At 69.6% G+C, this 26,783-nt stretch carries 25 protein-coding genes, 1 tRNA gene and 2 pseudogenes; 15 read left to right on the top strand and 13 right to left on the bottom strand.

Annotated features, from left to right (window positions below; translation table 11 throughout):
* Window positions 1-67: 67 nt before the first annotated feature.
* Entirely contained in the window at window positions 68-511 is a 444-nt protein-coding gene (locus tag NS334_RS05800; RefSeq protein ID WP_058755029.1) for a MarR family winged helix-turn-helix transcriptional regulator, read from the bottom strand.
* Window positions 512-628: 117 nt separating this feature from the next.
* Between NS334_RS05800 and NS334_RS05795 the strand changes: the two genes are divergently transcribed.
* Both NS334_RS05795 and gloA read left to right on the top strand, forming a co-directional pair.
* Window positions 629-1,054: an organic hydroperoxide resistance protein gene (locus tag NS334_RS05795; RefSeq protein WP_058755028.1), complete on the top strand. Its 426-nt coding sequence runs from the start codon at window positions 629-631 to the stop codon at window positions 1,052-1,054.
* 13 nt (window positions 1,055-1,067) lie between these two features.
* Window positions 1,068-1,583, top strand: a complete 516-nt coding sequence (gene gloA, locus NS334_RS05790) for a lactoylglutathione lyase (protein WP_058755027.1) — start codon at window positions 1,068-1,070, stop codon at window positions 1,581-1,583.
* A gap of 40 nt (window positions 1,584-1,623) precedes the next feature.
* Here the strand turns inward: gloA and NS334_RS05785 are convergent.
* A tRNA-Thr gene (locus NS334_RS05785) sits at window positions 1,624-1,698 on the bottom strand.
* An 88-nt stretch (window positions 1,699-1,786) separates the two neighbouring features.
* Here NS334_RS05785 and NS334_RS18565 point away from each other — a divergent pair.
* Window positions 1,787-1,939 (top strand): hypothetical protein, encoded by a 153-nt coding sequence (locus NS334_RS18565; RefSeq protein WP_193753014.1) that lies wholly within the window; start codon window positions 1,787-1,789, stop codon window positions 1,937-1,939.
* A gap of 68 nt (window positions 1,940-2,007) precedes the next feature.
* Here the strand turns inward: NS334_RS18565 and NS334_RS05780 are convergent, their stop codons facing one another.
* The gene (locus NS334_RS05780) at window positions 2,008-3,804 is read right to left on the bottom strand and encodes an aminopeptidase P family protein (protein ID WP_058755117.1); all 1,797 of its coding nucleotides are present in this window, start codon (window positions 3,802-3,804) and stop codon (window positions 2,008-2,010) included.
* Between the two features lie 199 nt (window positions 3,805-4,003).
* Between NS334_RS05780 and NS334_RS05775 the strand changes: the two genes are divergently transcribed.
* The 8 genes from NS334_RS05775 to NS334_RS17615 all read left to right on the top strand — a co-directional run bounded on the left by NS334_RS05775 (window position 4,004) and on the right by NS334_RS17615 (window position 9,740).
* A complete protein-coding gene (locus NS334_RS05775) occupies window positions 4,004-4,573 on the top strand; it encodes an HNH endonuclease (RefSeq protein WP_058755026.1) in 570 nt (189 codons plus the stop codon).
* Window positions 4,574-4,589: 16 nt separating this feature from the next.
* Complete coding sequence (locus tag NS334_RS05770) at window positions 4,590-5,021, top strand: hypothetical protein (RefSeq protein WP_083500278.1); 432 nt, start codon at window positions 4,590-4,592, stop codon at window positions 5,019-5,021.
* A 73-nt stretch (window positions 5,022-5,094) separates the two neighbouring features.
* Window positions 5,095-7,767: a phosphoenolpyruvate carboxylase gene (gene ppc, locus NS334_RS05765; protein WP_058755024.1), complete on the top strand. Its 2,673-nt coding sequence runs from the start codon at window positions 5,095-5,097 to the stop codon at window positions 7,765-7,767.
* 11 nt (window positions 7,768-7,778) lie between these two features.
* Entirely contained in the window at window positions 7,779-8,399 is a 621-nt protein-coding gene (locus NS334_RS05760) for a LysE family translocator (RefSeq protein WP_058755023.1), read from the top strand.
* Window positions 8,400-8,506: 107 nt separating this feature from the next.
* Entirely contained in the window at window positions 8,507-8,677 is a 171-nt protein-coding gene (locus NS334_RS18560) for a hypothetical protein (protein WP_193753013.1), read from the top strand.
* Window positions 8,674-8,958 (top strand): hypothetical protein, encoded by a 285-nt coding sequence (locus NS334_RS05755; RefSeq protein WP_058755022.1) that lies wholly within the window; start codon window positions 8,674-8,676, stop codon window positions 8,956-8,958. The genes NS334_RS18560 and NS334_RS05755 overlap by 4 nt, the downstream gene beginning before the upstream one ends.
* Window positions 8,951-9,562: a hypothetical protein gene (locus tag NS334_RS05750; protein WP_058755021.1), complete on the top strand. Its 612-nt coding sequence runs from the start codon at window positions 8,951-8,953 to the stop codon at window positions 9,560-9,562. The genes NS334_RS05755 and NS334_RS05750 overlap by 8 nt, the downstream gene beginning before the upstream one ends.
* Complete coding sequence (locus tag NS334_RS17615; RefSeq protein WP_241491824.1) at window positions 9,513-9,740, top strand: hypothetical protein; 228 nt, start codon at window positions 9,513-9,515, stop codon at window positions 9,738-9,740. The genes NS334_RS05750 and NS334_RS17615 overlap by 50 nt, the downstream gene beginning before the upstream one ends.
* 9 nt (window positions 9,741-9,749) lie before the next feature.
* On the opposite strand, the gene pepN is transcribed toward NS334_RS17615, so the two are convergent.
* On the bottom strand, window positions 9,750-12,347 hold the full coding sequence (pepN, locus tag NS334_RS05745; RefSeq protein WP_058755020.1) for an aminopeptidase N: 2,598 nt from the start codon (window positions 12,345-12,347) through the stop codon (window positions 9,750-9,752).
* A 132-nt stretch (window positions 12,348-12,479) separates the two neighbouring features.
* Between pepN and NS334_RS05740 the strand changes: the two genes are divergently transcribed.
* Window positions 12,480-14,117, top strand: coding sequence for a M28 family peptidase (locus NS334_RS05740; RefSeq protein ID WP_058755019.1), 1,638 nt, complete (start codon window positions 12,480-12,482; stop codon window positions 14,115-14,117).
* A gap of 35 nt (window positions 14,118-14,152) precedes the next feature.
* Window positions 14,153-14,761, top strand: coding sequence for a hypothetical protein (locus NS334_RS05735; protein WP_058755018.1), 609 nt, complete (start codon window positions 14,153-14,155; stop codon window positions 14,759-14,761).
* Between the two features lie 207 nt (window positions 14,762-14,968).
* Here the strand turns inward: NS334_RS05735 and NS334_RS05730 are convergent, their stop codons facing one another.
* Window positions 14,969-16,270, bottom strand: a complete 1,302-nt coding sequence (locus NS334_RS05730) for a UDP-glucose dehydrogenase family protein (RefSeq protein ID WP_058755017.1) — start codon at window positions 16,268-16,270, stop codon at window positions 14,969-14,971.
* A gap of 84 nt (window positions 16,271-16,354) precedes the next feature.
* On the bottom strand, window positions 16,355-16,738 hold the full coding sequence (locus tag NS334_RS05725; protein ID WP_058755016.1) for a hypothetical protein: 384 nt from the start codon (window positions 16,736-16,738) through the stop codon (window positions 16,355-16,357).
* 95 nt (window positions 16,739-16,833) lie between these two features.
* Between NS334_RS05725 and NS334_RS05720 the strand changes: the two genes are divergently transcribed.
* Complete coding sequence (locus NS334_RS05720) at window positions 16,834-17,901, top strand: polysaccharide pyruvyl transferase family protein (RefSeq protein WP_058755116.1); 1,068 nt, start codon at window positions 16,834-16,836, stop codon at window positions 17,899-17,901.
* A complete protein-coding gene (locus tag NS334_RS05715) occupies window positions 17,894-19,264 on the top strand; it encodes a Coenzyme F420 hydrogenase/dehydrogenase, beta subunit C-terminal domain (RefSeq protein ID WP_058755015.1) in 1,371 nt (456 codons plus the stop codon). Before NS334_RS05720 ends, NS334_RS05715 begins: the two co-directional genes overlap by 8 nt.
* A gap of 117 nt (window positions 19,265-19,381) precedes the next feature.
* On the opposite strand, the pseudogene NS334_RS19040 reads toward NS334_RS05715, so the two are convergent.
* From NS334_RS19040 to NS334_RS05685, 7 genes and pseudogenes are all read right to left on the bottom strand, one after another.
* Window positions 19,382-19,492, bottom strand: a pseudogene (locus tag NS334_RS19040) (PEPxxWA-CTERM sorting domain-containing protein); the annotation flags it as partial.
* A gap of 180 nt (window positions 19,493-19,672) precedes the next feature.
* Window positions 19,673-20,887: pseudogene (locus tag NS334_RS05710) on the bottom strand (esterase-like activity of phytase family protein); the annotation flags it as partial.
* 131 nt (window positions 20,888-21,018) lie between these two features.
* Window positions 21,019-22,704, bottom strand: a complete 1,686-nt coding sequence (locus tag NS334_RS05705; RefSeq protein WP_058755013.1) for an FAD-dependent oxidoreductase — start codon at window positions 22,702-22,704, stop codon at window positions 21,019-21,021.
* Window positions 22,701-23,543: an aldo/keto reductase gene (locus NS334_RS05700; RefSeq protein WP_058755012.1), complete on the bottom strand. Its 843-nt coding sequence runs from the start codon at window positions 23,541-23,543 to the stop codon at window positions 22,701-22,703. Before NS334_RS05700 ends, NS334_RS05705 begins: the two co-directional genes overlap by 4 nt.
* Entirely contained in the window at window positions 23,510-24,382 is an 873-nt protein-coding gene (locus tag NS334_RS05695) for a glycoside hydrolase family 16 protein (protein WP_153002609.1), read from the bottom strand. The genes NS334_RS05700 and NS334_RS05695 overlap by 34 nt, the downstream gene beginning before the upstream one ends.
* Window positions 24,379-25,272: a glycosyltransferase family 2 protein gene (locus NS334_RS05690; RefSeq protein WP_058755010.1), complete on the bottom strand. Its 894-nt coding sequence runs from the start codon at window positions 25,270-25,272 to the stop codon at window positions 24,379-24,381. The genes NS334_RS05695 and NS334_RS05690 overlap by 4 nt, the downstream gene beginning before the upstream one ends.
* Entirely contained in the window at window positions 25,269-26,585 is a 1,317-nt protein-coding gene (locus tag NS334_RS05685) for a lipopolysaccharide biosynthesis protein (protein ID WP_058755009.1), read from the bottom strand. The genes NS334_RS05690 and NS334_RS05685 overlap by 4 nt, the downstream gene beginning before the upstream one ends.
* Window positions 26,586-26,783 lie beyond the last annotated feature (198 nt).

Raw genomic sequence — 26,783 nt, 5'->3', positions numbered from 1 at the left:
TTGTCGCGCGCCTGTCCCGGCATTGTCCTGAAAGTGTGTCGCTTTGTCGCAGGTGGGCGCGGTTCGTTCAGGAAGCGCGCGTCGTGCCCGCCACGGCATCGCGCAACGCACCGACCTGTCGGTTGAGCGCCTCGATCTGCGCCAGCGTCATTCCGCTTCGCGCCACCAGCGCTTCTCCCAGGCATCCGCAGCGCTCGCGCATCGCCTGACCGGCGTCGGTCAGCGCGACGCGCACCTGACGTTCGTCGCGCGGATCGCGCTGTCGCGTCACCAGCCCGCTCGCCTCCAGCCGCTTCACCAGGGGCGTGACGGTGCTCGATTCGAGCGCCAGCCGCTCCGCGATCGCACCGACCGTGCGCCGGTCCTCCTCCCAGAGCGCGTGGAGGACCAGATATTGCGGATAGGTGATGCCCAGCGCGTCCAGCATCGGCTTGTACGCGCGGCCGACCGCCATGCTGGCGGCGTAGAGCGTGAAGCAGAGCTGTTCGTCGAGGGGCAAGGCGGCGGTCACACTCCTGTCCTAGCACCAGTTTCATTATCGCGATAATGTTTTCGCTGGACTTGCTCGCTACGTGCGGCTAAAAGGTATCGCGATAATAATTATCGAAACATCAAAAGGAGTTGCCGCATGTCCGTCGACGTTCTGTATCGCACCACCGCCTCCGCCACCGGTGGCCGCGATGGTCACGCCCGCACCGAGGACGGCACGTTCGAGGTCGCACTTTCCACGCCGAAGGAACTCGGTGGCGCCGGCGGGCAGGGTGCCAATCCCGAGCAATTGTTCGCCGCCGGCTATTCGGCCTGTTTCATCGGCGCGCTCAAGGCGGCCGGGCAGCAGTTGAAGCTGAAGGTACCCGCCGATACGAAGGTCACCGCAACCGTCGGCATCGGCCCGCGTTCGGCGGGTGGGTTCGGCATCACCGCCGACCTGGTCGTGGAACTGCCCGGCGTGGCGCGGGACGAGGCGCAGACGCTGGTCGATACCGCGCACCAGATCTGCCCGTATTCGAACGCGACGCGCGGCAACGTCGATGTCGGCCTGACCATCGCATAAGGAAGCTTCCGCCATGCCCCGCACCCCCGGCACCGATGGCTTCGCGCTGAACCAGACGATGCTGCGCATCCGCGATCCGCAGCCGTCGCTGGCCTTCTACCGCGAGGTGCTGGGCATGGCGTTGCTTCAGAAGCTGGATTTTCCGGCGATGCGCTTTTCGCTCTATTTCCTGGCCTATCTGGCGGACGGAGAGACGGTCCCGGACGATCCCGCGGAGCGCGCGCGCTTCATCTTCGCGCGCGAGACGACGCTGGAGCTGACGCACAATTGGGGCACCGAAAGCGACCCCGACTTCGCCGGTTATCACCACGGCAACGACGACCCGCGCGGCTTCGGCCATATCGGCATCTCGGTGCCCGACGTGGCGGCGGCCTGCGCACGGTTCGAGGAACTGGGCGTGCCGTTCAGGAAGCGCCCGCAGCACGGGCAGATGAAGGACATCGCCTTCATCGCCGATCCCGACGGTTACTGGATCGAGATCCTGTCGCCGGCCGGCATGACGCCGACGCTGGCCGCGGCGAACGACTGACCCCGGCCGGGGTGATGAATCCATCGATCGTCGGGAAAAATGGTGCTGCCGGTGAGGATTGAACTCACGACCTCAGCCTTACCAAGGATGCGCTCTACCACTGAGCTACGGCAGCACTTCCCACGTCGTCGGCGGGAGCGGGCCTAAGAGCCGACATGGCCGCGATTGTCAAGCACGATCCGCGTCGCTAGCGCATATTCGCGATGAGCGATCACGACGACCGCGCCGCGCGCCTTGCCGCGCAATTGAGGGCCAACCTGCGCCGCCGCAAGGAACAGGCGCGCGGGGTGGCCGCCGAGGATGCCGCCCCCTCGGGCGACGGGGGCGTCACCGCAACGCCCGATGACCGATCGTGAAGGTGGCGTCGATCGCCTGCCACACCCCAGTGACGTGGCGCCGAACGCCGCCAGCAGCGCCGACGCGATCAGAACGCCACGGGCGAGCACCTTGATTGCAGCCATGTGCGATCCTCCTGCTCCAGCAGCGGCGCCAATGATGTCGCAACCTGCTGATGATAATCGTTGATCCACATCAGCTCTGCCGTCGTTAACAGCGTAATCTCGATCAGGTCGCGATCCAGCGGCGCCAGGGTCAGCGTCTCGAACGCCAGCATCTCCGCCTCGCCGCCGGGCGGGGTGCGGGGGACGACCAGCAGCAGGTTCTCGATCCGGATCCCGTACTCGCCCGCCTTGTAATAGCCCGGCTCGTTCGACAGGATCATGCCCGGGCGCAGCGGCTCGGACGGGCCGGCGCCCGGATAGCTCGGCTTGGCGATCCGCGCCGGGCCTTCATGCACCGACAGGAAGCTGCCGACGCCGTGCCCGGTGCCGTGCGCATAATCCAGTCCCGCCTGCCAGAGCGGCGCGCGGGCGAGCGCGTCGAGTTGGGCGCCGGTCGTGCCGTGCGGGAAGACGGCGGTGGCGAGCGCGATATGGCCCTTCAGCACGCGGGTGTAGCGGTCGCGCATTTCCGGCGTCGGAGTGCCGACCGGCACGACGCGCGTCAGGTCGGTGGTGCCGTCGTCATACTGGCCGCCCGAATCGATCAGATAGAGGTGCCCGCATTCGATCGCGCGGTTCGATTCCGGCGTGACGTGATAATGCGGCAGCGCGCCGTTCGGCCCGGTCGCGCTGATCGTGTCGAACGACAGGTCGCGCAGGATCCCGCTCTTCTCGCGGAAGCGCAGCAGCTCTGCGGCGGCCGACAATTCGGTCTGCCCGCCGCGCGGTGCCGCATCGGCGATCCAGCGCAGGAAGCGCGTCACCGCCGCACCGTCGCGCAGCGAGGCCGCGCGGTGCCCGGCGATCTCGACCGGGTTCTTGCACGCCTTGGCTACGATCGTCGGGTCGCGCAGCGGTAGCGCGCTGCCGCCGCCCGCCTCCACCGCGTCGAAGATCGCGGCGACCGCCAATGCGGGGTCGATCGCGACGCGCTGGCCCCCGAAGCGCGTCAGCGCGGTCGCGAAGGTATCGCGCGGGTGGAGATGCACGGCATTGCCGAGATGCTCGGCGACCGCCGGCGTGACCTTGTCGGGCGCGACGAACAGGTCGGCGGTTCCATCGGCATGGATCACCGCATAGGAGAGCGCGACCGGGGTACGCGCCACATCGCGGCCGCGCACGTTGAACAGCCAGGCGATCGAATCGAGCGCCGGCACCACCACCGCGTCCGCGCCCTGTTCCGCCAGCCAGTCGGCGACGGCGGCGCGCTTCGCGGCGGAGCTTTCGCCGGCCAGCGCCTCGGGTTGTACCGAGAGCGGTGCTGGCGAGGGGGCGGGGCGATCGTGCCAGACTGCGTCGATCGGGTTGCGCGCCACCGCGACCAGTTCGGCACCGCGCGCCGTCAGCACCGCGCGCGCTTCCTCCACCCAGCCGCGAGTGTGCAGCCACGGGTCGTAGCCGATCCGCGCGCCGGTGCAGGCATGGACCGCCAGCCAGCCGGCGACGCTGTGCTCGGGCACGCCGACGAATTCCCAGTCGGTGGCGGACACCTGTTCGCGGACCTGGATCGTGTAGCGCCCGTCGGTGAAGATCGCCGCGCGATCGGCCAGCACCACCGCGCTGCCCGCCGAGCCGCCGAACCCGGTCAACCACGCCAGCCGCTGCGCATAGCCGCCGACATATTCGCTCATATGTTCGTCGGTCAGCGGCACGACGAAGCCGTCCAGCCGGTCGGTGGCGAGTTGCGCACGGAGCGCGGCGAGGTTCTGCGAGGCGGTCATGGCGCGACAGGTGCCATAATCGCGCGGCATCGTCATCCCGTGCGGGACGTCGCTTGGTTCTCCGTGCCTTGCGCGCGCACCGTCATTCCCGCCCGCCGCCTGACTCTTGAAGCGTCGCGTGCGTCCTGTCATCATGGCGTCACGCCACGGCGCGAAAGCGTCTGGCACGACCAGTCAAGGTGAAGGGGGACGTTCTGACGTGTTCCATCCCGACCTGATACGGCACCCGGACTCCTGTCCGACCTTGGTGCTCAACGCCGATTACACCCCGTTGTCCTATTATCCGCTCAGCATCTGGCCGTGGCAGACAGCGGTGAAGGCGGTGTTCCTCGAACGGGTCGACATCGTCGCGCATTACGAGCGCGAGGTGCACAGCCCGAACATGACGATGCGCCTGCCATCGGTCATCGCGCTCAGGCAGTTCGTGCGGCCGTCGCAATTTCCGGCCTTCACGCGCTTCAACCTGTTCCTGCGGGATACCTTCGCCTGCCAATATTGCGGCAGCGCGGTGCGCGACCTGACGTTCGACCATGTCATCCCGCGCGCGCAGGGCGGGCGGACGACGTGGGAGAATGTCGTCACCGCCTGCGCGCCGTGCAACCTGAAGAAGGGCGGCCGCACGCCGAAACAGGCGGCGATGCCGCTGGCGATCGAGCCGATCCGGCCGACCAGCTGGCAGCTTCAGGAACATGGTCGTCGCTTTCCGCCCAATTATCTGCATGAGACGTGGCACGACTGGCTCTACTGGGACGTAGAACTGGACGCCTGAGGAGGACGAGTCGAACATGCGGGTGATGGTGGTGATCGCGGGCGCGCTGGCGCTCGCCGCATGTTCGGGGCGTGCGAAGGAGCCAAGCGCGGAGGAACAGGCCGCGCTGGCGAATTACGTCCCGCCGTTCGTGATGTCGCGGCTGGACTTCGGCGGCGTGGTGGAGCGCCGCTTCCGCCGGCTGGACGTCAACCACGACGACAAGCTGACGCGCAACGAACTGCCCAAGCGGCTGGTGGCGCGCTTCGAGCAGATCGACCGCAACAAGGACGGCGCGATTTCCAACGAGGAATGGAGCGCCTGGATGATGGGGCGGTTCGATGCGCAGGATATCAACCACGACGGTACCGTGACGAGCGACGAGCGCGAACGCGCGCGCGAACTGCACGAGACCGATCTGCCGACCCCGGCCGAGGAGCCAGCCAATACGATCGCCCCGCGCAACTAACGGATAGCAAATAGCGAGGCGGAAGCAGCAAACAATCATTGACCGCGAAGTTGCGGCAGCGCAGCAAGGCGGCATGAGCACCTTGCCCCCGATCACGAACAATCCTGATGTCCGCTACCTCGGCCGCGTGCTGGGGGATGTGATTCGCGCTTATGGCGGGGAGACGCTGTACGAGCGGACCGAAGCGATCCGCTCCGCCTCGGTGGAGCGGCATCGCGGCAACCATCAGGGGTCGCCGGATGCGGAGCTGGGCGCGCTGGACCTCGACGAGACGCTCGATTTCGTGCGGGGCTTCATGCTGTTCTCGATGCTCGCCAACCTGGCCGAGGACCGGCAGGGGATCGCGGCGGAGGAGGGTGCGGACGTCGCCTCGGCGCTGGCGCGGCTGGAACAGACGGGCGTCGGCCCCGACCGCGTCCGCGCGCTGCTCGAACAGGCGCTGGTCGCGCCGGTGCTGACCGCGCACCCGACGGAGGTGCGGCGCAAGAGCATGATCGACCACCGCAATCGCATCGCGCAGCTGATGGCGCTGCGTGACGCCGGGCGCGACACCACCCCCGATGGCGATCTGGTCGACGAGGCGATTGTGCGGCAGGTCGCGCTGCTGTGGCAGACGCGGGTGTTGCGGCGCGAGCGGCTGTATGTCGTCGATGAGGTGGAAACCGCGCTGAGCTATCTGCGTGACGTGTTCCTGCCGGTGATCCCGGCGCTCTACCAGCGCTGGGACCGCGCGCTGGGCGGGCGCGTGCCCGCGTTCCTGCGGCCGGGGAGCTGGATCGGCGGCGACCGCGACGGCAACCCGTTCGTGACCGCCGACTCCCTCCGCACCGCGCTCGCCAAGGCGGCGCAGGCGGTGCTGGGCTTCTACCTTGAACAGCTGCACGCGATGGGGGCGGAACTGTCGATCTCCGCGCATCACGCCACTGTCGATGACGCGGTGCAGGCACTGGCGGAGGCGAGCGGCGATACGTCGGAGACGCGCAGCGACGAGCCGTATCGTCGCGCGCTGGCAGGCATCTATGCGCGCACCGCCGCCACCTATGCCAAGCTGACCGGCCAGCCTGCGCCGCGCCCCGGCCATCTGAAGGGCCAGCCCTATCCCGACCCCAAGGCTTTGCGTGCCGACCTCATCGCGATCGCCCGGCCGCTGTCGGCGGGCGGCGACGGCCTGCTGGGCAGCGGCGGCGCGATCGGGCGGCTGATCCGCGCGGTCGACGTGTTCGGCTTCCATCTCGCCACGCTCGACCTGCGCCAGAACAGCGCGGTGCACGAGCGCGTGGTCGCGGAGATGCTCAAGGTCGCGGGCGTGTGCGCCGATTACGCCGCGCTGGACGAGGATGCGCGCGTCATGCTGCTGCGGCAGGAGCTGGCGACGCCGCGCCCGCTGACCTCGCGCTTCGCCGCTTATTCGGAGGAGACGGCGGGCGAACTGGCGATCGTGCAGGCGGCCGCCGACGCGCATGCCGCCTACGGCCCTGCCGCGATCCGGCAATATATCGTGTCGATGACCAAGTCGGTGTCCGACCTGCTCGAGGTGCAGCTGCTGCTGAAGGAGGTCGGCCTCTACCGCCCCGGTCCGCCGGCCACCGCCGCGATCATGGCGGTGCCGCTGTTCGAGACGATCGAGGATCTGGAGGCCGCGCCCGCGATCATGACCGAATGGTTCGCCATTCCCGAGGTGCGCGCGATCGCCACCGCGCGCGGCCATCAGGAAGTGATGATCGGCTATTCCGACAGCAACAAGGACGGTGGCTACCTGACCTCCACCTGGCAATTGTCGAAGGCGTCGACTGCGCTCAAGCCGGTCTTCGACGCGGTCGGTGTCGGGATGCAGCTGTTCCACGGGCGCGGCGGCGCGGTCGGGCGCGGCGGCGGCAGCAGCTTCGCGGCGATCCGTGCGCAGCCGCCGGGCACCGTGCAGGGCCGCATCCGCATCACCGAGCAGGGCGAGGTGATCGCGGGCAAATATGGCACGCGCGAGAGTGCGGCGACCAATCTGGAGGCGATGGCATCGGCGACCCTGCTCGCCAGCCTGGAGCCGGAAGCGCTGTCGAACGGCGACAACGAGACGTTTGGCGCGGCGATGGACCGGCTGTCGGACGATGCCTTCACCGCCTATCGCGGGCTGGTGTACGGGACCGAGGGGTTCCGCACCTTCTTCCGCCAGATGACGCCGATCGCCGAGATCGCGGGGCTGAAGATCGGCAGCCGCCCGGCCAGCCGCAAGCAATCCGACGCGATCGAGGATCTGCGCGCGATCCCCTGGGTGTTCAGCTGGGCGCAGGCGCGCGTGATGCTGCCGGGCTGGTACGGCGTTGGGCACGCGATCGCGCAGTTCGAAGATCGCGCGCTCCTGAAGGACATGGCGCAGGGCTGGCCGCTGTTCGCCGCGACGCTCGCGAACATGGAGATGGTGCTGGCGAAATCCGACATGGGGCTGGCGGAGCGCTATGCCGGGCTGGTCGAGGACAAGGCACTGCGCGACCATATCTTCGGGCAGATCCGCGACGGCTGGCAGCGCACGCATGACGGCTTGCTGGACGTGACGGGGCAGGCGCACCTGCTGGAGAGGCATCCCGCGCTCGACGCGTCGATCCGTTTGCGCCTTCCCTATATCGAGCCGCTCAATCTGCTCCAGATCGAGCTGATGAAGCGCCACCGCGCCGGCGAGGCGGACGAGCGCGTGCGGCAGGGCATCCTGCTGTCGATCAACGCCATCGCCACCGCGTTGCGCAATTCGGGTTGAGGGAGGTCGCGATGGACTGGCATCTCTGGCTGGCGTTCGTCGGCGCGTCGTTCGTGATGGGCGTCATTCCCGGTCCCGGCGTTGCCAGTATCCTGGGGTTCGCGTTCAGTTCCGGGCGGAAGACCGCGCTGGCGTCGGTCGCGGGAATGGCGGTCGGCAACACGATCGCGATGTCCGTGTCGCTGCTCGGCGCGGGAGCGATCCTCGCGTCATCGGCGCTGGCCTTCACGGTGCTGAAATGGGTGGGCGCGGCCTATCTGCTCGTGATCGGGCTGATCGCGATCCTGAACAGCCGCGCGCCGGCCGCGGACGCGCCGCCGCCGCGTGCCGTCACCCCGCGCGCCGCCTTTCTGACCAATGTCGCGGTCGGCACCTTCCATCCCAAGACGATCATGTTCTTCGTCGCCTTCGCCACACAGTTCATCCAGCCCGAGCGCTCCTACACCCTGCAGGCGGCGATCCTGGTCGCGACCTTCACCGGCGTCGCGGCGATGACCGACAGCCTGTACGCGCTCGCCGGATCGCGCGCATCCGGCTGGCTGCGCAGCCCGCGCGCACGAATGTGGTCGCAGCGGGTCGGCGGCGGCGCGGTGATGGGGGCGGGCGTGGCGATGGCGGCGATGCGTCATTAGGACATCGTGCCAAGCCGTGTTATGATACGGCATCGTCGGTAGATTGTCACAAGCGCCGACGGCTGAGAGACCGCGCGCGCTCCCGCTTGTCTGCCGGGAGTGGGGACATGGACCTCAATTATCTCTTTCATCGCCATCAGGTGTCGCTGATGATGGCTGCTGCCGCGATCGGGTCGGAGGCGCGGTGCGCGCACGGCCAGCTCGCCCGCCGCTATGCCGCACGGATCGTCCGCGAACAGGTCGAGGGCGGGGTCAGCGCCCCGTTCGTCGCGGCGTGAGCGACGCGGACAAAGGGGGCACCGGGCAAAAGGCGGAGCAGCGCGCCACCCGCACCTTCCGCGCCGCGCGCATCCGGTTCGACCCCGACCGGGCGGAGCGGCAGAGCCGCGTCACCCGGCTGGCGATCGAGCGGCTGGGGGCGGTCGCGGCGCTGCCGTTTCTCAACGCCGTGCATCCGACGCTCGGCGCGCCGCCGATCGACGTGGCGGGGCAGGGGGCGGAGCCGTGCGCGCGCGTGGAGGCGGTGATCGCCGCGCTCACGATCGCGGAGTGTGCGTGATGCCGCGCTGGCGGCGGTGGCTGCGCGACTGGATGCGCCGTCGTCGTGCGCGGCGGGCATGGCGATAGGCCAGGCGATGGATCAGGCGGCGGTGACTCTCGCGCGTGGCACCGCCTTCCTGCGCGTGCAGGCGCGGCAGCCGTGGCTCGACCAGCCGTGGTGCGATCGCCACCGGCTGGTCCGCTCGCGCGTCGTCGGTAACTGGATTGGCGAGCTGGATCGGCTGCTCCACGTCCTGATGGACGCCGCCGCGCTACGGGCCGGACATGCGCCGACCGCGTGGCAGCGCAATACCGCCGCGAAGCTGGCCGCCTTGTGCACCGATGCGGCGTGGAGCGCGCCGCAACTGGCCGGCATGGCGCGGGCGCGCGCCACCTTCCGCTACACGCAGGGCGCGGCGCGGCGCGCCGACGTGCGCGGTGGTGCGTACATGACCGTTGGCTGGTCGGAACCGGATGGCACCTTGCGGCGCTTTCGCATCGGCGAACGTGTGCAGCTGAGCGGCGCGGCGCTGATCGAGATCTGCGATCTGTACGACGAACTGGCCGCCCGGATTGTGGACACGGCGGCAGCTTTCAAGGAGCGGGCCCATCAAGGAATATGAACGGTTCGAGGCGATCGCCGCGCAGCACCGCCGCGATGCGCAGGAAGCCACGCTCGACAACGTCCGCGAACGCTGCCGGCGATCCGAGGACGCGTGGATGAAAATGGCGGCGCAATCCCGCCGCACCGAGCAGCGCCGCACCGAGCGCGAGGAAAAAGCCGCGGCGCTGGTCGCCTGACCGGCGGCGCTACCCCTTCAGGCTCTTCGACGCCTGCTCGAACAGGTCCTTGCTGATCCCCGCCGTCGCCACGATCCGCTCCAGCTCGGCGCGCATCGCCTCGGCACGGATCGGGTCGAAGCGCCGCCAGCGGCCCAGCGGCGGCAACAGCCGGGCCGAGGTCTGCGGATTGAGCCGGTCCAGCGCCAGCAACTGGTCGGTCAGCCAGCGATAGCCCGCCCCGCCCGCGGCGTGAAAGGCACGCTGGTTCACCGCGAACGCCCCCACCAGCGCGCGCGCGCGATTGGGATTGGCGAGCGTGAAGTCGGGATGCTGCGCCAGTTCCGCGACCAGCACGGGCGTGTCGTCGCGTGACGACAGCGCCTGCGTCTGGAACCATTTGTCGAGCACCAGCGGATTGTCGGCGTAGCGATTGTAGAAGACGTCCAGCGCGGCGTCGCGCTCCGGCGCATGGCCGCTTGCCAGCGTGGTGAGTGCGCCCTGCCGGTCGGTCATGTTGTCCGCCGCCTCGAATTGCGCCCAGGCCAGCGCCGCCGCGTCGGGCGTCCCCGATGCCGAGACGTAGCCGAGCGCGACGTTGCGCAGCCGGCGGATGCCCTTGTCCTCGGGCGTATAGGCATAGGGGCGGCGCAGCGCGATGTCGCACGCGGCCCGCCATTGCGGCTCCAGCGTGCGGCCCAGCGTCCGTCGCAATCCCTCCCGCGCGCGGAAGATCGCCTCGGGATCGACGACGCTCAGCTGGTCGCCGATGAAATTTTCCGACGGCAGCAGCACCGCCTCGGCCACGAACGCGCGGTCGAGCGCGGGATCGTCGAGCGTGTCGGCGACCGCCGCCACCACGGCGCGCGTATCCGCCTCGCCCTCGATCGTCGCCGCGATCAGCGTGTCCAGCATCAATTGCTGCATCGCTTCGTAGCGGGCGAAGGCGTCGTCATCGTGCCGCGCGAGGAAGGCGAGATCTTCGGCGCTGCGGTCGCTCTCGACGATCACCGGCGCGGAGAAACCGCGGTTGAGCGACACGACCGGGCGCTCCGTCACCGTCTCGAAGGTCACGCTGGCGCTGGCGTCGGACAGGATCACCAGCTGCTCCTCGCCCAGCGGCTGCCCGGTTTCGCCGCCGAACAGCCGGACGCGCAGCGGCAGCACCTGCGGCTGCTTGTCGCTTTGCCCCGGCGTCTCGGGCACCTTCTGCGCGAGGTTCAGCGTCGCGCGCCCGCTGCCCGGTTCGTGCGCCAGTGTCGCGGAGACGCGCGGCGTGCCGGCCTGGCTGTACCAGAGGCGGAATTGCGACAGGTCGATCCCGCCGGCCTCTTCCATGCACGCCACGAAATCCTCGCAGGTGGCGGCGGTGCCGTCGAACCGCTCGAAATACAAATCGGTGGCGGCGCGGAAGCGCTGCGGCCCCAGCATCGTCGCCATCATCCGGATCAGCTCCGCGCCCTTGTTGTAGATGGTCGCGGTGTAGAAATTGCTGATCTCGATATAGCTTTCCGGGCGAACCGGATGCGCCAGCGGCCCGGCATCCTCCGGGAACTGCGCGGCCCGCAGGCCGCGCACGTCCTCGATCCGCTTCACCGCCGCCGATCCCTGATCCGCGGAAAAGCCCTGGTCGCGATAGACCGTGAAGCCTTCCTTCAGGCTCAGCTGGAACCAGTCGCGGCAGGTGATGCGATTGCCCGACCAGTTGTGGAAATATTCGTGCGCGACCACCGCCGCGATCGCGTCGTAATCATAATCGGTCGCGGTGTCGGGGTCGGCGAGGATGTAGCGGCTGTTGAAGATGTTCAGCCCCTTGTTCTCCATCGCGCCGAAGTTGAAATCGTCGACCGCGACGATGTTGAACACGTCGAGGTCATATTCGCGGCCATAGACGCGCTCGTCCCACGCCATCGACAGCTTCAGCGCGGTCAGCGCATGGTCGGTCTTGGGCACATCGCCCGCGCGTACCCAGATGCCGAGCGCCACCTCGCGGCCGGATCGCGTCGTGAACGTGTCGCGATTGACCGCCAGATCCCCCGCCACCAGCGCGAACAGATAGGACGGCTTGGGCCACGGATCGTGCCATTCCGCCCAGTGCGTGCCGTCGTCATCGTCGCCCGCCGCGACCGGATCGCCATTGGCGAGCAGCACCGGGAAGCGCACCTTGTCGGCGCTCATGCGCACGCGATAGGTCGCCAGCACGTCCGGCCGGTCGGGGAACCAGGTGATCCGTCGAAACCCTTCCGCCTCGCATTGCGTGCAGAGGTTCCCGCCCGAGGCATATAGCCCCATCAATTGCGTGTTGCGGTCCGGCGCGATCTCGACCTCGGTCTCGACGACATGCGCGTTTCCGGTCAGCGGGATGACAAGCTGTTCGCCCTCGATCCGCCAGTCGTTGACGGTCGCGCCGTCCACCGACACCGCCAGCGGCACCTGTCCCGCGCCGTCGAGCCGCAGCGGCGTGTCGTGCGCGCCGTTGCGTGTGACGGCCAGCCGCGCCTTGACCCGCGTCGCGGCCGGATCGAGCGCGAAGTCCAGCGCCACCTCAGGCACCAGCCAGGACGGCGGCGCGTAATCGCTGCGATGCGTGATCGCGGGCGGGGCGGGGGTGGTGCGTGCATCGGCCATGGCGGCAACTATACAAGCCGGCGGAGATGGTTCCATCCGAAAGCTTGTCGCCGGCCATCGCATGGAAATGGTTTCGGCGCGAACCACTTGGTCTTAAGGTGCAGCGATCCTGACCCATCCCCGGACCCGTCGATGCCGCGTTTTCTCGCCCTTCCCCTGTTCCTGTCGCTCATCATGCCCGCCGCCGCGCAGACGCCGGCGGAGCGCAACGCGCGTCTCACCGCGCCGCTCCCGGCCGATCAGGCGGCGGTGAAGGCGCATGTGATGTTCCTCGCGTCGGACGCGATGAAGGGCCGCGACGTCGGCAGTCCGGAGTTCGACATCGCCGCGCAATATGTCGCCGCGCAATTCTATGCCGCCGGGCTGAAGCCGATGGGCGACGACGGCGGCTATCTCCAGCATGTGCCGCTGACCGGCTACACGCTCGACGGGCAGGGGCGGTTCGCCGTCACGGCGCGCGGCGGCGGCGCGACTCCGCTCGGCTTCGGCGTCGATTACGTGCCCGCCGCGAACCCGGCGGCGAAGGCGACCGCGATCGCCGCGCCGGTGGTCTTTGTCGGCTATGGTCTGGAGGCGCCCGCTTACGGCCTGAACGATTATGCCGGCGTCGATGTGCGCGGCAAGATCGTCGCCTATGTCGGCGGCGCGCCCGCCGGCCTGCCAAGCGAGGTGGCGGCGACCTTCGGCAGCAGTGCCGCGCGGCAGTCGGCCGCGGCGAAGCATGGCGCGGTCGGCGTGATCGTGATCGCCGACCTGCGCAAGGGCGGGCGGGGCGCGCCGAGCTTCGCGGCCGCGACGAAGGGCTATGCGGCCGAACGGATCACCTGGGCGCGGCCGGACGGGACCGGTCAGGCCAGCGACGTGCCAATGCTCGGCACGCTCTCGCCCGCCGGGGCGGCGAAGCTGTTCGGCCGGTCATGGCCGGCGCTGGCGAAGGGCGCCTCGCGCGCGACGCTGAAGGTCCGTCCCGCCACCAGCGCCGCAACGCTCTCGGTGTCGACCGCCACCACCTTCCGCCCGATCGCCAGCGCCAATGTCGTCGGCATGCTGCCCGGCAGCGACCCGACACTGGCGAAGGAGACGGTCGTGCTGTCCGCGCATCTCGATCACGTCGGCGTCGGCAAGGCGGTGGACGGCGACACGATCTACAATGGCGCGCTGGATGACGGGATCGGCATCGCCAGCCTGATCGAGGCGGCGCGCCGCTTCAAGACCGCGTCGCCTCCGAAGCGCGGCATCATCTTCCTGGCGGTCACGGCGGAGGAGAAGGGGCTGGTCGGCAGTGACTATTTCGCCAACCATCCGCGGGTGCCGATCCGCGACATCGTGGCGGACGTGAACCTCGACATGCCGATCCTCACCTATGTGTTCGAGGATATGGTCGCGTTCGGCGGCGACCGGTCGACGCTGGGGCCGATCATCGCGCGAGCGGTGGCGGGGATCGGCGTGACGCTGTCGCCCGATCCGATGCCCGAGCAGGCGATCTTCGTGCGCTCCGACCATTATCGCTTCGTGCAGAAGGGCGTGCCGTCGGTATTCCTCTGGCCGGGCTACAAGGGGCCCGGCAAGGCGGCGGTGGAGACGTTCATGAGCCGATGCTATCACAAGCCGTGCGACGACCTGACGCAGCCGATCCGCTGGGATCAGGCGGTCCGCTTCGTCGATGCCAACTATCGTATCGCGCGCGAGATCGCCGACGCGCCGACGCGGCCGGTGTGGAACAGCGGCGACTATTTCGGTACGCTGTTCGATGGCCCGATGGCGCGATGACTTGCCAGCGCGGTGTGGTGGGACGATGAGGGGCGATGGTTAAGGGGGATCGATTCGAGGCGGAGCGGCGGACGGACGTGCTGCGCCGCACGACGGTCGAACTCGGGCCGCTGCGGATCGTGCGCGAGGTGCGGCTGGCACCGCTGCCGATCGACTATCCCTTCGTCGATGCGCCGCGCGCCCGCACGGGTGGCGGCTGGCGCGCGGCGGGAATGATGGGTGTGCTGATGGCGGTCAGCGCCGGCGGATTGTCGTTCGCCGCGACCAGGGCGCCCGCGCCGCGCCAGCCGAGCTATTCGGTCAGCCTGCCCGTGCCGCAGCGGGTCATCCCGCCCGCCCGGCCGCTGCCGGTCGCGCGGGTCGCGAAGCAGACGGTGCCGGTGGCGAAGGCGACGGCGGCGCCGGTTGCCGACGACCTGCCCGCCGACAGCGGCAGCCGCGCGATCGCCATCGCGGCGGCCCTGCGCAGCGGCGAGGTGCAGGAATGGTATGAGGCGGCCGGGCAGGTACACGGCTTCGTCGTCGCCGGCGATGCGGAACAGGACGGTGCCCAGACCTGTCGCGCGCTGTCCGTGCTGACGCGTGCGCCCGGTGGCGCGGACAAGGTCGACCAGCGGCGCGAGTGTCTGCCCGACGCGGGGTAAGCGCTGCGGGTCAAGCGCTGGATCTCGACCGCGCGCTATAAAAGGGTCGGTGAGGTTCGCCCCACGCGATCGTCACCCCGGACCTGTTCCGGGGCCATCGTTCCGCGAACATGTCCGGCAGGACGGGCAGGCCGCTGGCGACTGTCCCGCACTCTCGCCGCGCGGGGGGCAGGGCGGGCGCTCCGACGACGCGCCCGCCCGGTCGGATCACCGTCCGATGCTGGTATACTGGAACCCGGCCGCCTTCACCTCGGCGGGGGTGTAGATGTTGCGCAGGTCGATCAGGATCGGCGCCTTCAGCAGCGACTTGACGCGCGGCAGGTCCAGCGCGCGGAACTCGTCCCATTCGGTCACGATCGCCAGCGCGTCCGCGCCCTCGATCGCCTGATACGGGCCGTCGCAATATTCGACATTGTCGAGCACCAGCTTGGCCTGCTCCACGCCCTCGGGATCGAACGCCTTCACCTTGGCGCCCGCGTCCTGCAGCGCCTGGATCACCGCGATTGCGGGCGAATCGCGCATGTCGTCGGTGTTCGGCTTGAAGGTCAGGCCCAGTACCGCGATCGTCTTGCCGCGCACGTCGTCGCCCATCGCGTGGATGATCTTCCGGCCCATCGCGCGCTTGCGGTTGTCGTTGACCGCGACCACCGCCTCGACGATCCGTTGCGGCGCGTCATAGTCCTGGCTGGTCTTGAGCAGCGCCAGCGTGTCCTTCGGGAAGCACGACCCGCCATAGCCCGGGCCGGCGTGCAGGAACTTCGAGCCGATGCGATTGTCCAGCCCGATGCCGCGGCTGACGTCCTTCACGTCCGCGCCGACCTTTTCGCAAAGGTCCGCGATCTCGTTGATGAAGGTGATCTTGGTCGCCAGAAACGCATTGCCCGCGTACTTGATCAGCTCGGCGGTGCGACGCGCGGTCACCAGGATCGGCGCGGCGTTCAGGTACAGCGGGCGATAGACCTGGCGCATCACCTCGGTCGCGCGATCGTCGCCCGACCCGATCACGATACGGTCCGGCCGCTTGAAATCGTCGATCGCCGCGCCCTCGCGCAGGAATTCCGGGTTCGACACGACGCCGAATTCGGCGTTCGGCGCGGCTTCGCGGATGATCCGCTCCACCTCGTCGCCGGTGCCGACCGGCACGGTCGACTTGGTGACGATCACCGCATAGCCGGTCAGCGCCTCGCCGATCTCCCGCGCGGCGCCGAAGACGTAGGACAGATCGGCATGGCCGTCGCCGCGCCGGGTCGGCGTGCCGACGCCGATGAAGATCGCGTCCGCGCCCGCGACCGCTTCCTTCAGGTCGGTCGTGAACTTCAGCCGGCCCGCCGCGACGTTGCGCGCGACCAGATCCTCGAGACCCGGCTCGTAGATCGGCATCTTGCCCGCCAGCAGCCGGTCGATCTTGCCCTTGTCCTTGTCGACGCACACGACGTCATGGCCGAAGTCGGCGAAGCAGGTGCCAGACACCAGGCCGACATAGCCCGAACCGATCATGGTAATGCGCAAGACGGACGCTCCCTCGATTAAACCGCCGGTCGGCGGCACCCCATGTCAGCGCGCTAGCGGCTTGTACGGCAGTCTGGCAAGCGTTCAGGCGGATGCAATCGGCGTATGTGCGCGTGCGGAAGGCGAAATTGTACGCAATTGATCCTGAACGACGGTTCGGCGCCAGCGGCGTCGCCGCAGCCCGTTCACGCCGGTGATCGCCACCGGCCACATCAGCGTCAGGACGATGTCGGACAGGGTGTCGCTCCACGTCCATTGCGGCGACGCGGCCAGCCAGTCCATCGCCTCGTTCGCCATCTCGGCGGCGAACACCATCTGCAGCGCGACGACGCCGCCGCGCCGGTTGCGCACCACCGCCAGCGTGCCGAGATAGATCGCCATCCCGGCATGGACGTGCAGCAGCGCCGCCGATCCCGCTGCCGCCACGATCGCGTCGATCATCGACTTGTAGAGATGCACCAGTTCCATGCCGCGCTTCTAGCATGGATTGGTTGCGATCGCGTCACCGGATTGCGGAGCCGAAGCCGCTGGAACCGCTGCGCTTTCCGGCGATTGACCCGGCAATGACCGATTCGTCCGCCAAGGTCGGGGTGCTGACCTTCCACCGCTGCATCAACTATGGCTCCTATTGGCAGGCGCGCTGCCTGGTCGAAGGGCTGCGCGCCGCCGGGCACGATGCCTGGCTGCTCGACCACCATGACGACGCGGTGGCGCGTGCCGAATGGCGCTGCGCGTTCCAGCCGACGCTGCCGGCGCGCACGCTGGCGGCGGATCTGCCCGCCTACAAGGCCAAGGGCCGGCGGTTCGCGGCGGCGTTCGAGCGTCTGCCGCTGTCGCCGCGCTTCGCCCTGCGCGATCCGGCCGCGCTGCGCGACCATCGCGCGGTCGTGGTGGGCAGCGACGAGGTCTGGAACTTCCGCCATCCCTGGTATGCGTCGGTGCCGCTGTTCTTCGGCGAAGGACTGCGCGCGGCGCGGCGCGTGTCCTATGCCGCCAGCTTCGGCAACCATGACGCGGTTGACGGCATCGGCGCGGAATGGGCGGCGCGCCTGCGCCGCTTCACCGCGATTTCGGTGCGGGACGCCAATGCGCGCGCGCTGGTCGCCGCCGCGATCGGCACCGAGCCGCCGCTGGTGCCCGATCCCGTGCTGCAATTCGCCGCGCATGTGCCGCGCGCGAACGGGCGAGAGCGCTACGCGCTGGTTTACGGCCACGGCTTCCCGGACTGGCTGGCCGCAGCGATGCGACGGTGGAGCGCGCGGCACGGCCTGACGCTCCACAGCATCGGCTATCGCAACGACTGGGCCGACGTGCAGGAGATCGACGCCGGGCCGGAGGCGTTCGCTGAGCGCGCGGCAGGCGCCAGCGCGCTCGTCACCAATTTCTTCCACGGCTGCGTCTTCGCGCTGGTCAACGACACGCCGTTCGTGACCGCGCCCTCGCCGTATCGCTTCAACAAGGTCCGCGATCTCGCCGCCGCGCTGGACGCCGGCCACCGGATCGTCGCGCCGGACACCGACGATGCCGCCTATGACGCGTTGCTGACCGAACCCCCGGCGGAGCGGGTCGCCGCACCGCTCGCCCGGTTGCGCGCCGAAGCCAGCGACTTTCTGGCGACCGCGCTTGGCTGAGCCGATCGCGCCGCGCGACGTGGTGCGCTCCGGGCTGTGCATCGGCTGCGGCGGCTGCGCGGCCGATGCGCCCGCCGCGCGGATGGCGATGGACCGCGACGGCCTCTGGAAGCCCGGCGGGCCGGACGACTGGTATGCGCGCCCCGACCCGTCCTTCACGGCGCGCTGCCCCTTCTCCCCGACCGCCGCGAACGAGGATGTGATCGCGCGGGAGCGCTTCCCCGCATCCGCGCATCGCACGCCGCTGCTCGGTCGCTTCGAGTCCACGTGGGTCGGCCATGTCGCGGACGGCGACTTTCGCGCCAACGGCAGTTCGGGCGGCATGGTCAGCTGGGTCGCGGCCGAGCTGTTGCGGACCGGGGCGGTCGATGCGGTCGCGCATGTCGCGCCGGTCGCCGATCCGCAGGCGGACGGCCGCTTCTTCGCCTACCGCCTGTCGCGCAACCGTGCCGAGCTCGCCGGCGGGGCCAAGTCGCGCTACTACCCGGTCGAGCTGTCGGGGGTGATCGCGGCGATCCGCGCCACGCCGGGCCGCTATGCGGTGGTCGGGGTTCCGTGCTTCGTCAAGGCCCTGCATCTGCTGCGCCGCACCGATCCGGTCATCGCGGAGCGCGTCACCCACCTGCTCGGGCTGTTCTGCGGCCATCAGAAGAGCGCGCGGCTGGTCGACAGTTTCGCGTGGCAGCTCGGCGCACCGATCGCGCGCGTGCGGGCGGTCGACTATCGCATCAAGGATGCCGGCCGCCCGGCCAACTGGTATCGCGCGCACCTGACGCTCGACGACGGCAGCACGCGGGCCGAGGATTGGTGGCAGCTCGCCGATGGCGACTGGGGCGCGGGCTTCTTCCAGAATCCGGCATGCGACTGGTGCGACGACGTGGTGGCCGAAACCGCCGACGTGGCGTTCGGCGATGCGTGGGTGGAGCCCTATTCCTCGGACGGACGCGGCACCAATGTCGTCATCGCGCGCGATTCGGCAGTGCACGCGCTGATCGCGACGGCGGTCGCCGATGGGCGGCTGGCGCTGACCGAGGTCGATGCCGCCTTCGTCGAACAGACGCAGGCGGCGGGGTTCCGGCACCGGCGCGAGGGGCTGGCCTATCGCCTGACGTGGCGGCGCGGCGGCATGCGCCCGGTCAAGCGCGTCGCGCCCTCCGCCGTGCTGCCGCTGCGGCGCAAGCTGGTGTACCGGATGCGCCACGCGATCATGCGCGGCAGCCATCGGCTCGTGCGCTGGCGCTGGCCGGCGCTCTACACGTCATGGGCGCGCGCGTCGCTGACGCTGTATCGCGCGCTCGCCTGGTCGCACGGCCGGCTGGGCGCGTGGATCGACCGGGTGCTGCCCGATCCGCGCGCGCGCTGAGGCGCAAACCCGGTCGGACGGGCGGGCAGCCGGTGACGGCGCGCGAGCATGGATCACGCCGCCGTGGGATCGCCTCGCTACGCTCGCATGGGCGGGCGTAGCGAGGCGCGGGCCCGATCACGCCGCCGCACGCACCTCCGGCTTGCGCCGCCGCAGCGCCGCCCCGACCATGCCGAAGCCGGCCAGCATCATCGCCCAGGTGGCCGGCTCCGGCACCGCGCCGGTCAGCGACGCATATTCCGCCGCGCTGATCTTGAAGCTGTAGACCATGTTCGGCAGCAGCTTCATCCCCGACGGGCAGGCGGCACCCAGCGATACCTCCGCGCTGCTGCCCTTGCCGGTGAGCCCGCTGGTGCAGACGTCGAACTGCTCGCCGCTGCCGGTCTGCGTCACCGAGTAATCATTGTCGGTGACGATGATCATCGTGTAGCTGCCGTCCGCCAGACGCGGGCCGAACGACATGCCCTCGATCTTTTCCGGCACCGGCAGTCCGAGCTTCTTCAGCGCGGCGGCGATGTCGATGAACGGCGTCGCGCTCTTGGCGGCCGGGTTCACGCCGGCGGGCAGCGTATTGGTGCCGGCCAGGCTGATGTCCTTGACGTCGGTCGCGTTGCTCAGGTCGATGGCATAGACGCGCTTGTTGCCGACCTGCTTGCTGCCGTTCGGATCGTCGACGCCGAAGCCGCGATTGTCGCGTTCCAGCACCAGCAGCTTGTTGTCGCCGATCGCCTGTACCGACGACACGCCGATCGAGCGGCCCTGCTTGTCGTCGGCGAAGAAGTTCTTGGTCAGCCGGCTGTTGATGTCATCCACGGTGTCGAGCTGATAGACATATTGCGCGGTCTGCTTGCCGGTCGCGACGTCGAACGCGACGATGCGGGTGTTGCGGCTGTAGACGCCGTTGTTCGACCCGTCCGGCGCGCGGCCTTCCTGCACCAGCGCGTCCTGCAGGATCGCATAGGCGGTCTTGCCGTCCGGGCTGATCGTCAGGCCCTCGAACCCGCGATTGTCCTGCCGCCCGCTGACGATCCCCGGCGCGCCCGCCTTCGGCGCCCCCGCGACATAATCCACCTTGCCGTCCGCGTCGCGCGGGATCAGGTTCGCGGGCGTCTCGAACGCGCGCACGAACTGGCCGTCGGTGCGGAATTCATAGACCAACGGGCCATATTCGTCGGAGACCAGGAAATTGCCGTTCGGCAGCCGCGCCAGCCCCTCCGGGTCCAGCGAGCGGCCGAGATCGGCGACGCTGCCGTTCAGCAACTGCGGATTCAGGCCGTTGAACGTCTGGTTGCCGTCGCGATAGAGCACGGTGTGGGTCAGCGTGAAGCCGTTGATCTTGCCGCTGTTCCGATCGATGTCGAGCGTGAACCCCTGCAAGCGGGGCGCATAGTCCAGCACGCCGCCCCCCGGTCCGCGATCGGTGGTGCTCCAGAAGGTGCCGGTACCGGCGTCATAGCTCAGGTCCGACCCGAAACCTCCGAACCGGTTGTTGCCGACGCCCGACAGCCCCGACAGGTCGGTTCCGTTGTCGATCGCGAAGGAAGAGACGAGCGTGGCGGCGCCGGCCGGGACGGACGACAGCTCGACGGTGGCGACGGCGGCAAGCAAGGCGAACGGACGCATTGGTGAATCCCCTGTTAATCTTTTCGCCTGACAGGAGGTTGGTTACGCGCCCGTGACGATGGCGCGTCGGGAGAATGACAGCGGCAATTTCGCGCGTGGCGCGTCACCCGGCGCGCGATCGTGCGGCGGCGCTACGCTCCCGTTTTCCCCGACGCGCGCAGATGCGCCGCCAGACGCAGGGTCAGCGCCAGCAGCGTCAGCGTCGGGTTCGCGAAGCTCGACGTCGGGAAGGCCGCCGCCCCCGCCACGAACACGCCGCGCGTCCCGAACAGCTCGGCATTGGCGTCGCACACGCCGCGACGCGGGTCGTCGGCCATCCGCGCGGTGCCGATATGGTGGCCGCCCACCGGCACGGGATTGTCGCGCCACGCCTCGGCCTGCGCATCGTCCAGCGTGATCGTCGCCGCGCCGCTCTGGTTCACCGCCGCCGCGATCGTCCGCACGCCATGGATCATCCGCTGCTTGTCCGCCTCGGTGCAGCGCCAGTCGATGATCGCGCGCCGCACGCCGCTCGCATCGCGCTCGATGCCCAGCCGCACGCGGCTGTCGCGATGCGGCTCCTGCTCGCCGTTCAGGTCGAGCGGATAGACGCCGCCCGGTTCCTCCAGCAGCACGCTGGGCAGCTTGCGCGTCGCCAGGATCCGCCGCCGCGTCCAGTCGATGCCGAACCCCAGCAGGCGCGGCGCGCCCAGCACGATGTTGCGCAGGTGCGCGGCATGGAACGCCGCCGCCGATCCGCCGCGCGTCCGCCGCGCCTCATGCTCCAGCGCGGTCATCTTGCGCGCATATTCCGGCACGATCATGTTCTTGGCCAGATACATCGCGGACAGCACCGGATGGCGGTGCGCGGGATCGACGATGCTGGGATGCGCGGGGCGCAGTACCATCCCCGCCAGCCGCTCGCGCCGCTGCGCCTCCGGCGACAGCCACAGGAAACGCCGACAATAGACGCCGTCATGCGACCGGAAATAGTCGAAGCGGTGGTGCCCGGCCGGCGGGTGGAAGGCGATCGTGCCCAGCTCGCCCTCCAGGTGGCATTGATAGAAACGCCCGACCAGATCATGTTCGTTGCCCAGCCCCGCGGGGCACACCGCGTCGCTGGCCAGCAGCAGCCGTGCCGTCTCGATCCCGCCTGCCGCGATCACCACGCGTGGCGCGGCGACGGTGACGCGCCGTCCGCCGTCCAGATGCAGCCGCACGCCCGCCGCGCGCGTGCCCCCGGTATCGGTCAGGATCTGCTCGACGCCCGCGTTCGTCAGCACACGCACCCGCGCCGCCTTCGCCAGTCGCGCGCGATAATAGCCGCCGAAATCCATCGGGTGGCTGAAGCGTTCGATCCGTTCGGTGATCGCGTCCGCGCCGGTGCCGGGCAGCGCGGGATCGGCCTCCCCCGGATCGGCCTCCCCGGCAGAGAACGCCGCCAGCCCGGCGTCGGCCAGCGCCATCGCCTGCGGATAATGGCGCGCGACCTCCTCATAGGCGATCGGCCAGCGCGCATCGGGCATCCAGTCGCGCGTCTCGAAATCGATCGGGTCGAACGGGATGCAACGCCCGCCCCACACCGCGCTGGTCCCGCCGAACTGGCGACGGCGGTACATTTCGCCCGGCGAATGCGACGGCGGGGACACGGCCTCGGCGCGCAGCAGCTCCTGTCCCGCCTTGTCGAAGCGGTCGCCGCCCGCCTCGACCAGCATCACGTCCAGTCCGGCATCCTCCAGCGCCAGCGCCAGCGCGATCCCGGCGGGGCCGGCACCGACGATCACCAGATCGGCCGCCAGCGTGTCGGGCAGCGCGGCGCGGCGCGCGTCGGCGATCATCGCTGGGTCCCGCGCGCGATCGCCGCCAGCGCGCGCAGATGCTCGGCCTTGCCGGTGCCGACCACGGTGCAGTCGACCGCCGGATGCGCGATCGCGCGCGCCACCGCCTGCGCGGCGCTCAGCCCCGGCTGCTGCGTCACCACCTCGCGCGCCAGCACCAGATGCCCGCGCGCACGGATCGCGTCGGCGCGCGGGCCCAGTGCCGCGACCACGTCCCACGGCAGCTCGAACATCTCATAGGCCGGCTGGTCGAGCGCGGCGTCCAGCGTCGCCAGATCGTCGCACGACACGCCGATACGCAGCGCCTTGCCCGCCGCGCGCGCCGCGACCAGCGCCAGCGCCAGCTCCGGATCGGCGGCGACATAAGGCGGCGGGCTGTGGAGCAGGAACGCCTCCACCCGGTCGCTGCGCAGCCGCTTCAGCGACGCCTCCAGCGCGGTGACGATCGCGCGCGGCCGCCAGTCGTGGCGCATCGCATCGCCGCGCTGCGCGGTCACGCCGGACCCGGCCCCGCGCCGCGCCAGCACCGCGCGGATCACCGGCTTGGCGATCCGCAGCGCGCGATACTTGGCGGAAAAGGTCTGCCCCGCCTTCGTCACGACGAACGCCGCGTCGCGCCGCCCCGCGATCGCGCGCGCGATGATCCGCTCGCTGTCGCCCTGGCCATAGATGTTGGCGGTATCCAGCACCGTCACGCCCAGATCGAGCGCGACCCGCACCAGCCGTTCGCTGTCGGCGGCCGGCGCGGGATTGCCGAACGACCCGAACTTGCTGCCTCCGAGCCCCAGCCGCGAGACGCCCGCGCTCATCGCCCCGTCAGCCGCCAGCCGCGCACCCATTCGATCCGCATCCGCGCCGGCCATGTCTGGTCGGCGGCGGGCGCGCCCGGCCATTTGCCGCCGATCGCCAGGTTCAACAGCAGGTAGAGCGGCTGGTGATAATCCTTGTTCGGCACCCGCCGCACCTCGCGATCGTCGAAATACCAGACCAACTCCTTCGGCGTCACCTTCATGCCATAGGTGTGGAAGTGCGACAGGTCCGCACCGCTGTTCCACGGCATGTTGTCGCCCTTCTTCTGGTTGTTCGGCAGGTCGGGAAAATAGGTGAAGTACAGCCGCCCCGGCTCGCCGATCGATTCGAAGACATCGATCTCGATCGGGCCGGGCTGCTGCGGCTTGCCGTCCTTCACCGCCGGCACCGGCAACAGCCAGAAGGCCGGCCAGATTCCCTTGCCGCTCGGAAAGGCGACCCGCGCCTCGACATAGCCATAGGTGAAATGGAACGATTTCTCGGTGGTGATCAGCCCCGACAGATAGGGCAGGCCGTTGGTCGCCGGATCGCGCCGGTACGGATTGGGCCGCGCCGCGATCGTCAGCACGCCCTTCGTCCACTCGAACGGCGACATCCCCGCGGCCGGATCGCCATAATATTGCAGCTCGCCATTGGGGACGAGCGTGCGCGGTTCCCAGCCCTTTTCGGCGCGCGTCCCCTGTACGCCGAACCAGTAATTGGTCTTCCATCGCCCGTTCGGATTGCGGGTGGCGTCCCAGAAGTCCGGCGGCCGATCGAACTCCTCCGCGAAAGCGGGGCGCAGCGTCTGGCGGTCCAGCCGCGCGCCCTCGCTGGCCGACCAGCCGGTCCAGACCGCCGCCGCCAGCAGCGCGAGGCGCACGATCATCGCCACACCGATCCGCCGCACGCGCGGATATAGGCGGCGGTGTCGCGCGAGATCGCCTTGCGTGGCGGCCGGTCGGGGCGCGCGCGCCACGCCAGGAACTGCCGCACCGCGCCGACGACGCTCGCCTGCCCGCGCTGGCGCATCAACAGGTACGGCGTGAAGAGCGCGGCGTTCACCAGTACCTCCGGAAACGGCATCCGAAGGTAGCTGATGATATATTTGTTGGCCAGCCGCTGCGTCTGCACACGCTTCTTGGCGTCGCGCCCGGAAGGATGCTCCAGCTCCTCGCACGACACGGCGGGGTCATAGCGGATCCGCCACCCGGCATCGATGATCCGGTACGACAGTTCGATCTCCTCCAGCCCGTAGAAGAAGTCGGGCAGGAACCCGCCGACCTCCCGCAGGCAGGCGGTGCGGAACGCCACGCATCCGCCGACGAAGCGGAAGGTGAGGAACGGCTGCGTCAAATCGACGTCCTTGCGCGTGTGCGGGATCAGGTCGACGCGCCGCCGCGTCTCGCCACGCACATGCTTGCGCACCGTGATCGCGCCCAGCCGGTCGTCCGCGTCGAAGCGCGCGGCGAACAGGTCGAGCATCGCCGGCGTCTCGACCAGTACGTCGTCGTCCAGCAGCACGACGATCTCGCCCCTCGCCGCGTCGAACCCGTCGTTGCGCGCGTGCACCCCCTTGTTGTGGCCGGAAAACAGATACTGGCGGTGCGGGAAGGGGGCCAGCAACGCCTCGCGCACCCCGCGTTCCGCATTGTTGTCGACCAGGACGACCTCGTAATCGTCGCGCTCGCCCAGACATTCCTTCAGCCGCGCCAGCGTGTCGGCCAGGATCGCGTCGCGGGCGTAGGTCAGCACCACCACGGAAAAGCGGACGGTCATGCGGGCACCTCCGACAGCGCGGCATGGCGGTTGAGCGCGTGCCGCTCCGCCACACCCAATAGCACGATATTCGCCAGCTGGCTGACCGCGATCGCGATCGCCATCCCCGCCACGCCATGCGGGATCGCCAGCACCAGCGCGGCCAGCGTCACGATCGCGGTGGCCAGCCGCGTCGCGAACATCGTCCGGCTCGCGCGCAGCACGATCAGCAGCGTCTCCGACGGCTGGTTGAGGCAGAACAGGAAGAAGGCGGCGCACAGCAGCTGCACGTCGAACTCGACGCCCGCATACTGCCCGTGAAAGACCAGCGCGATCAGCGGATGCGCGAACGCCGCCACCAGCGCCAGATAGCCGCCGGTCAGCACGATCAGCGTGCGTCGCGTGTTGCCGATCGCGCCGCGCAGCCCGGGCGCACCGTCGCGTGCCAGTGCGGCGGCGGCGCGCGGCTTGTCGGTCGAATCGATCGCGGAGACGATGCTGACCGCCGGATTGGTCAGCGTCCGCGCCGCGGTGAATACCGCCGCCGCGCCCGGACCCAGCAGCGCGCCGATCAGGATCACCACCGTCGCGGTACTATAGACAGTATAGGGGAAGATGTTGAGCGCCAGCCACCCTGCGAACCGCCCATGCGGCGCGAACCGTGCCCCGGCGCGCCGCGCGGCGGGGGCGGCGGGGCGCAGCACGACCAGCGCCAGCAGGGTCGTGACCGCCGCCGCGCCGCCCCACGCCGCCGCGCCCGCGCGGGCATCGGGCTGGACCCGCCCGGCGACGATCGCGCCCGCGACCAGCGCGACGAAGAACACCGCCGACACGACCGCCGCCCAGATCGCGCGCTCCTGCTTGTAGAACCAGCGGCGCGCGAAGTCGGCGGCCAGCAGCGGCGGGGTGATCGCCGCGCCCAGTACCAGCGGCAGCGCCAGCCATTGCTGGCGCGCGAAGGCGACCTGCACGATCCCGGCCAGCGCGAGCAGCGCCACCGACAGTGCCAGCGCGGCGGCGACGTTCAGCCACCACCAGTCGGAATGATAGCGGCGATCGTCCTGCGCATCGCCATGCTCGCGATGCTCGGTGACATAGGGGAGGGTGATCGCGGAGCGGTGGAAGCCCGCGACGAAATAATAGGCACCGATCGCCACGCCCACCGCGCCGAACTGGTCGGGCGGCAGGCTGCGTCCCAGGATCGCGCTGGCGACGATGCTGCCCAGCCCCTGGAAACCCTGGTCGGCCAGCGCGAACAGACGCGCCAGCCGCCGGTCCGCCAGCCGGGCGGACAGGCGCCCGGGGAGCGGGCGGGGGGGCGTGGCGACGGTCACGGGAGACCCGCCGGACGCGATCGGCCCGTCACCGCTCGCCTCAGCCCTTGACGTAATAGTCCTTCATGTAATCGGCATAATAGGACGGATCGCCGAAGCCCGACTGCGCCTGGACCTTCAGGTTGACCATCGTCAGCGCGACGCCGGTCACGCCGCTGCCGACCGAGGTGATCTGGTGCAGCGCCGCGCGCGCGGCGC

This window comes from Sphingomonas endophytica, from assembly GCF_001476895.1.
Taxonomy (GTDB): Bacteria; Pseudomonadota; Alphaproteobacteria; order Sphingomonadales; family Sphingomonadaceae; genus Sphingomonas; species Sphingomonas endophytica_A.
This window is presented reverse-complemented; position numbering and strand designations above follow the sequence as displayed.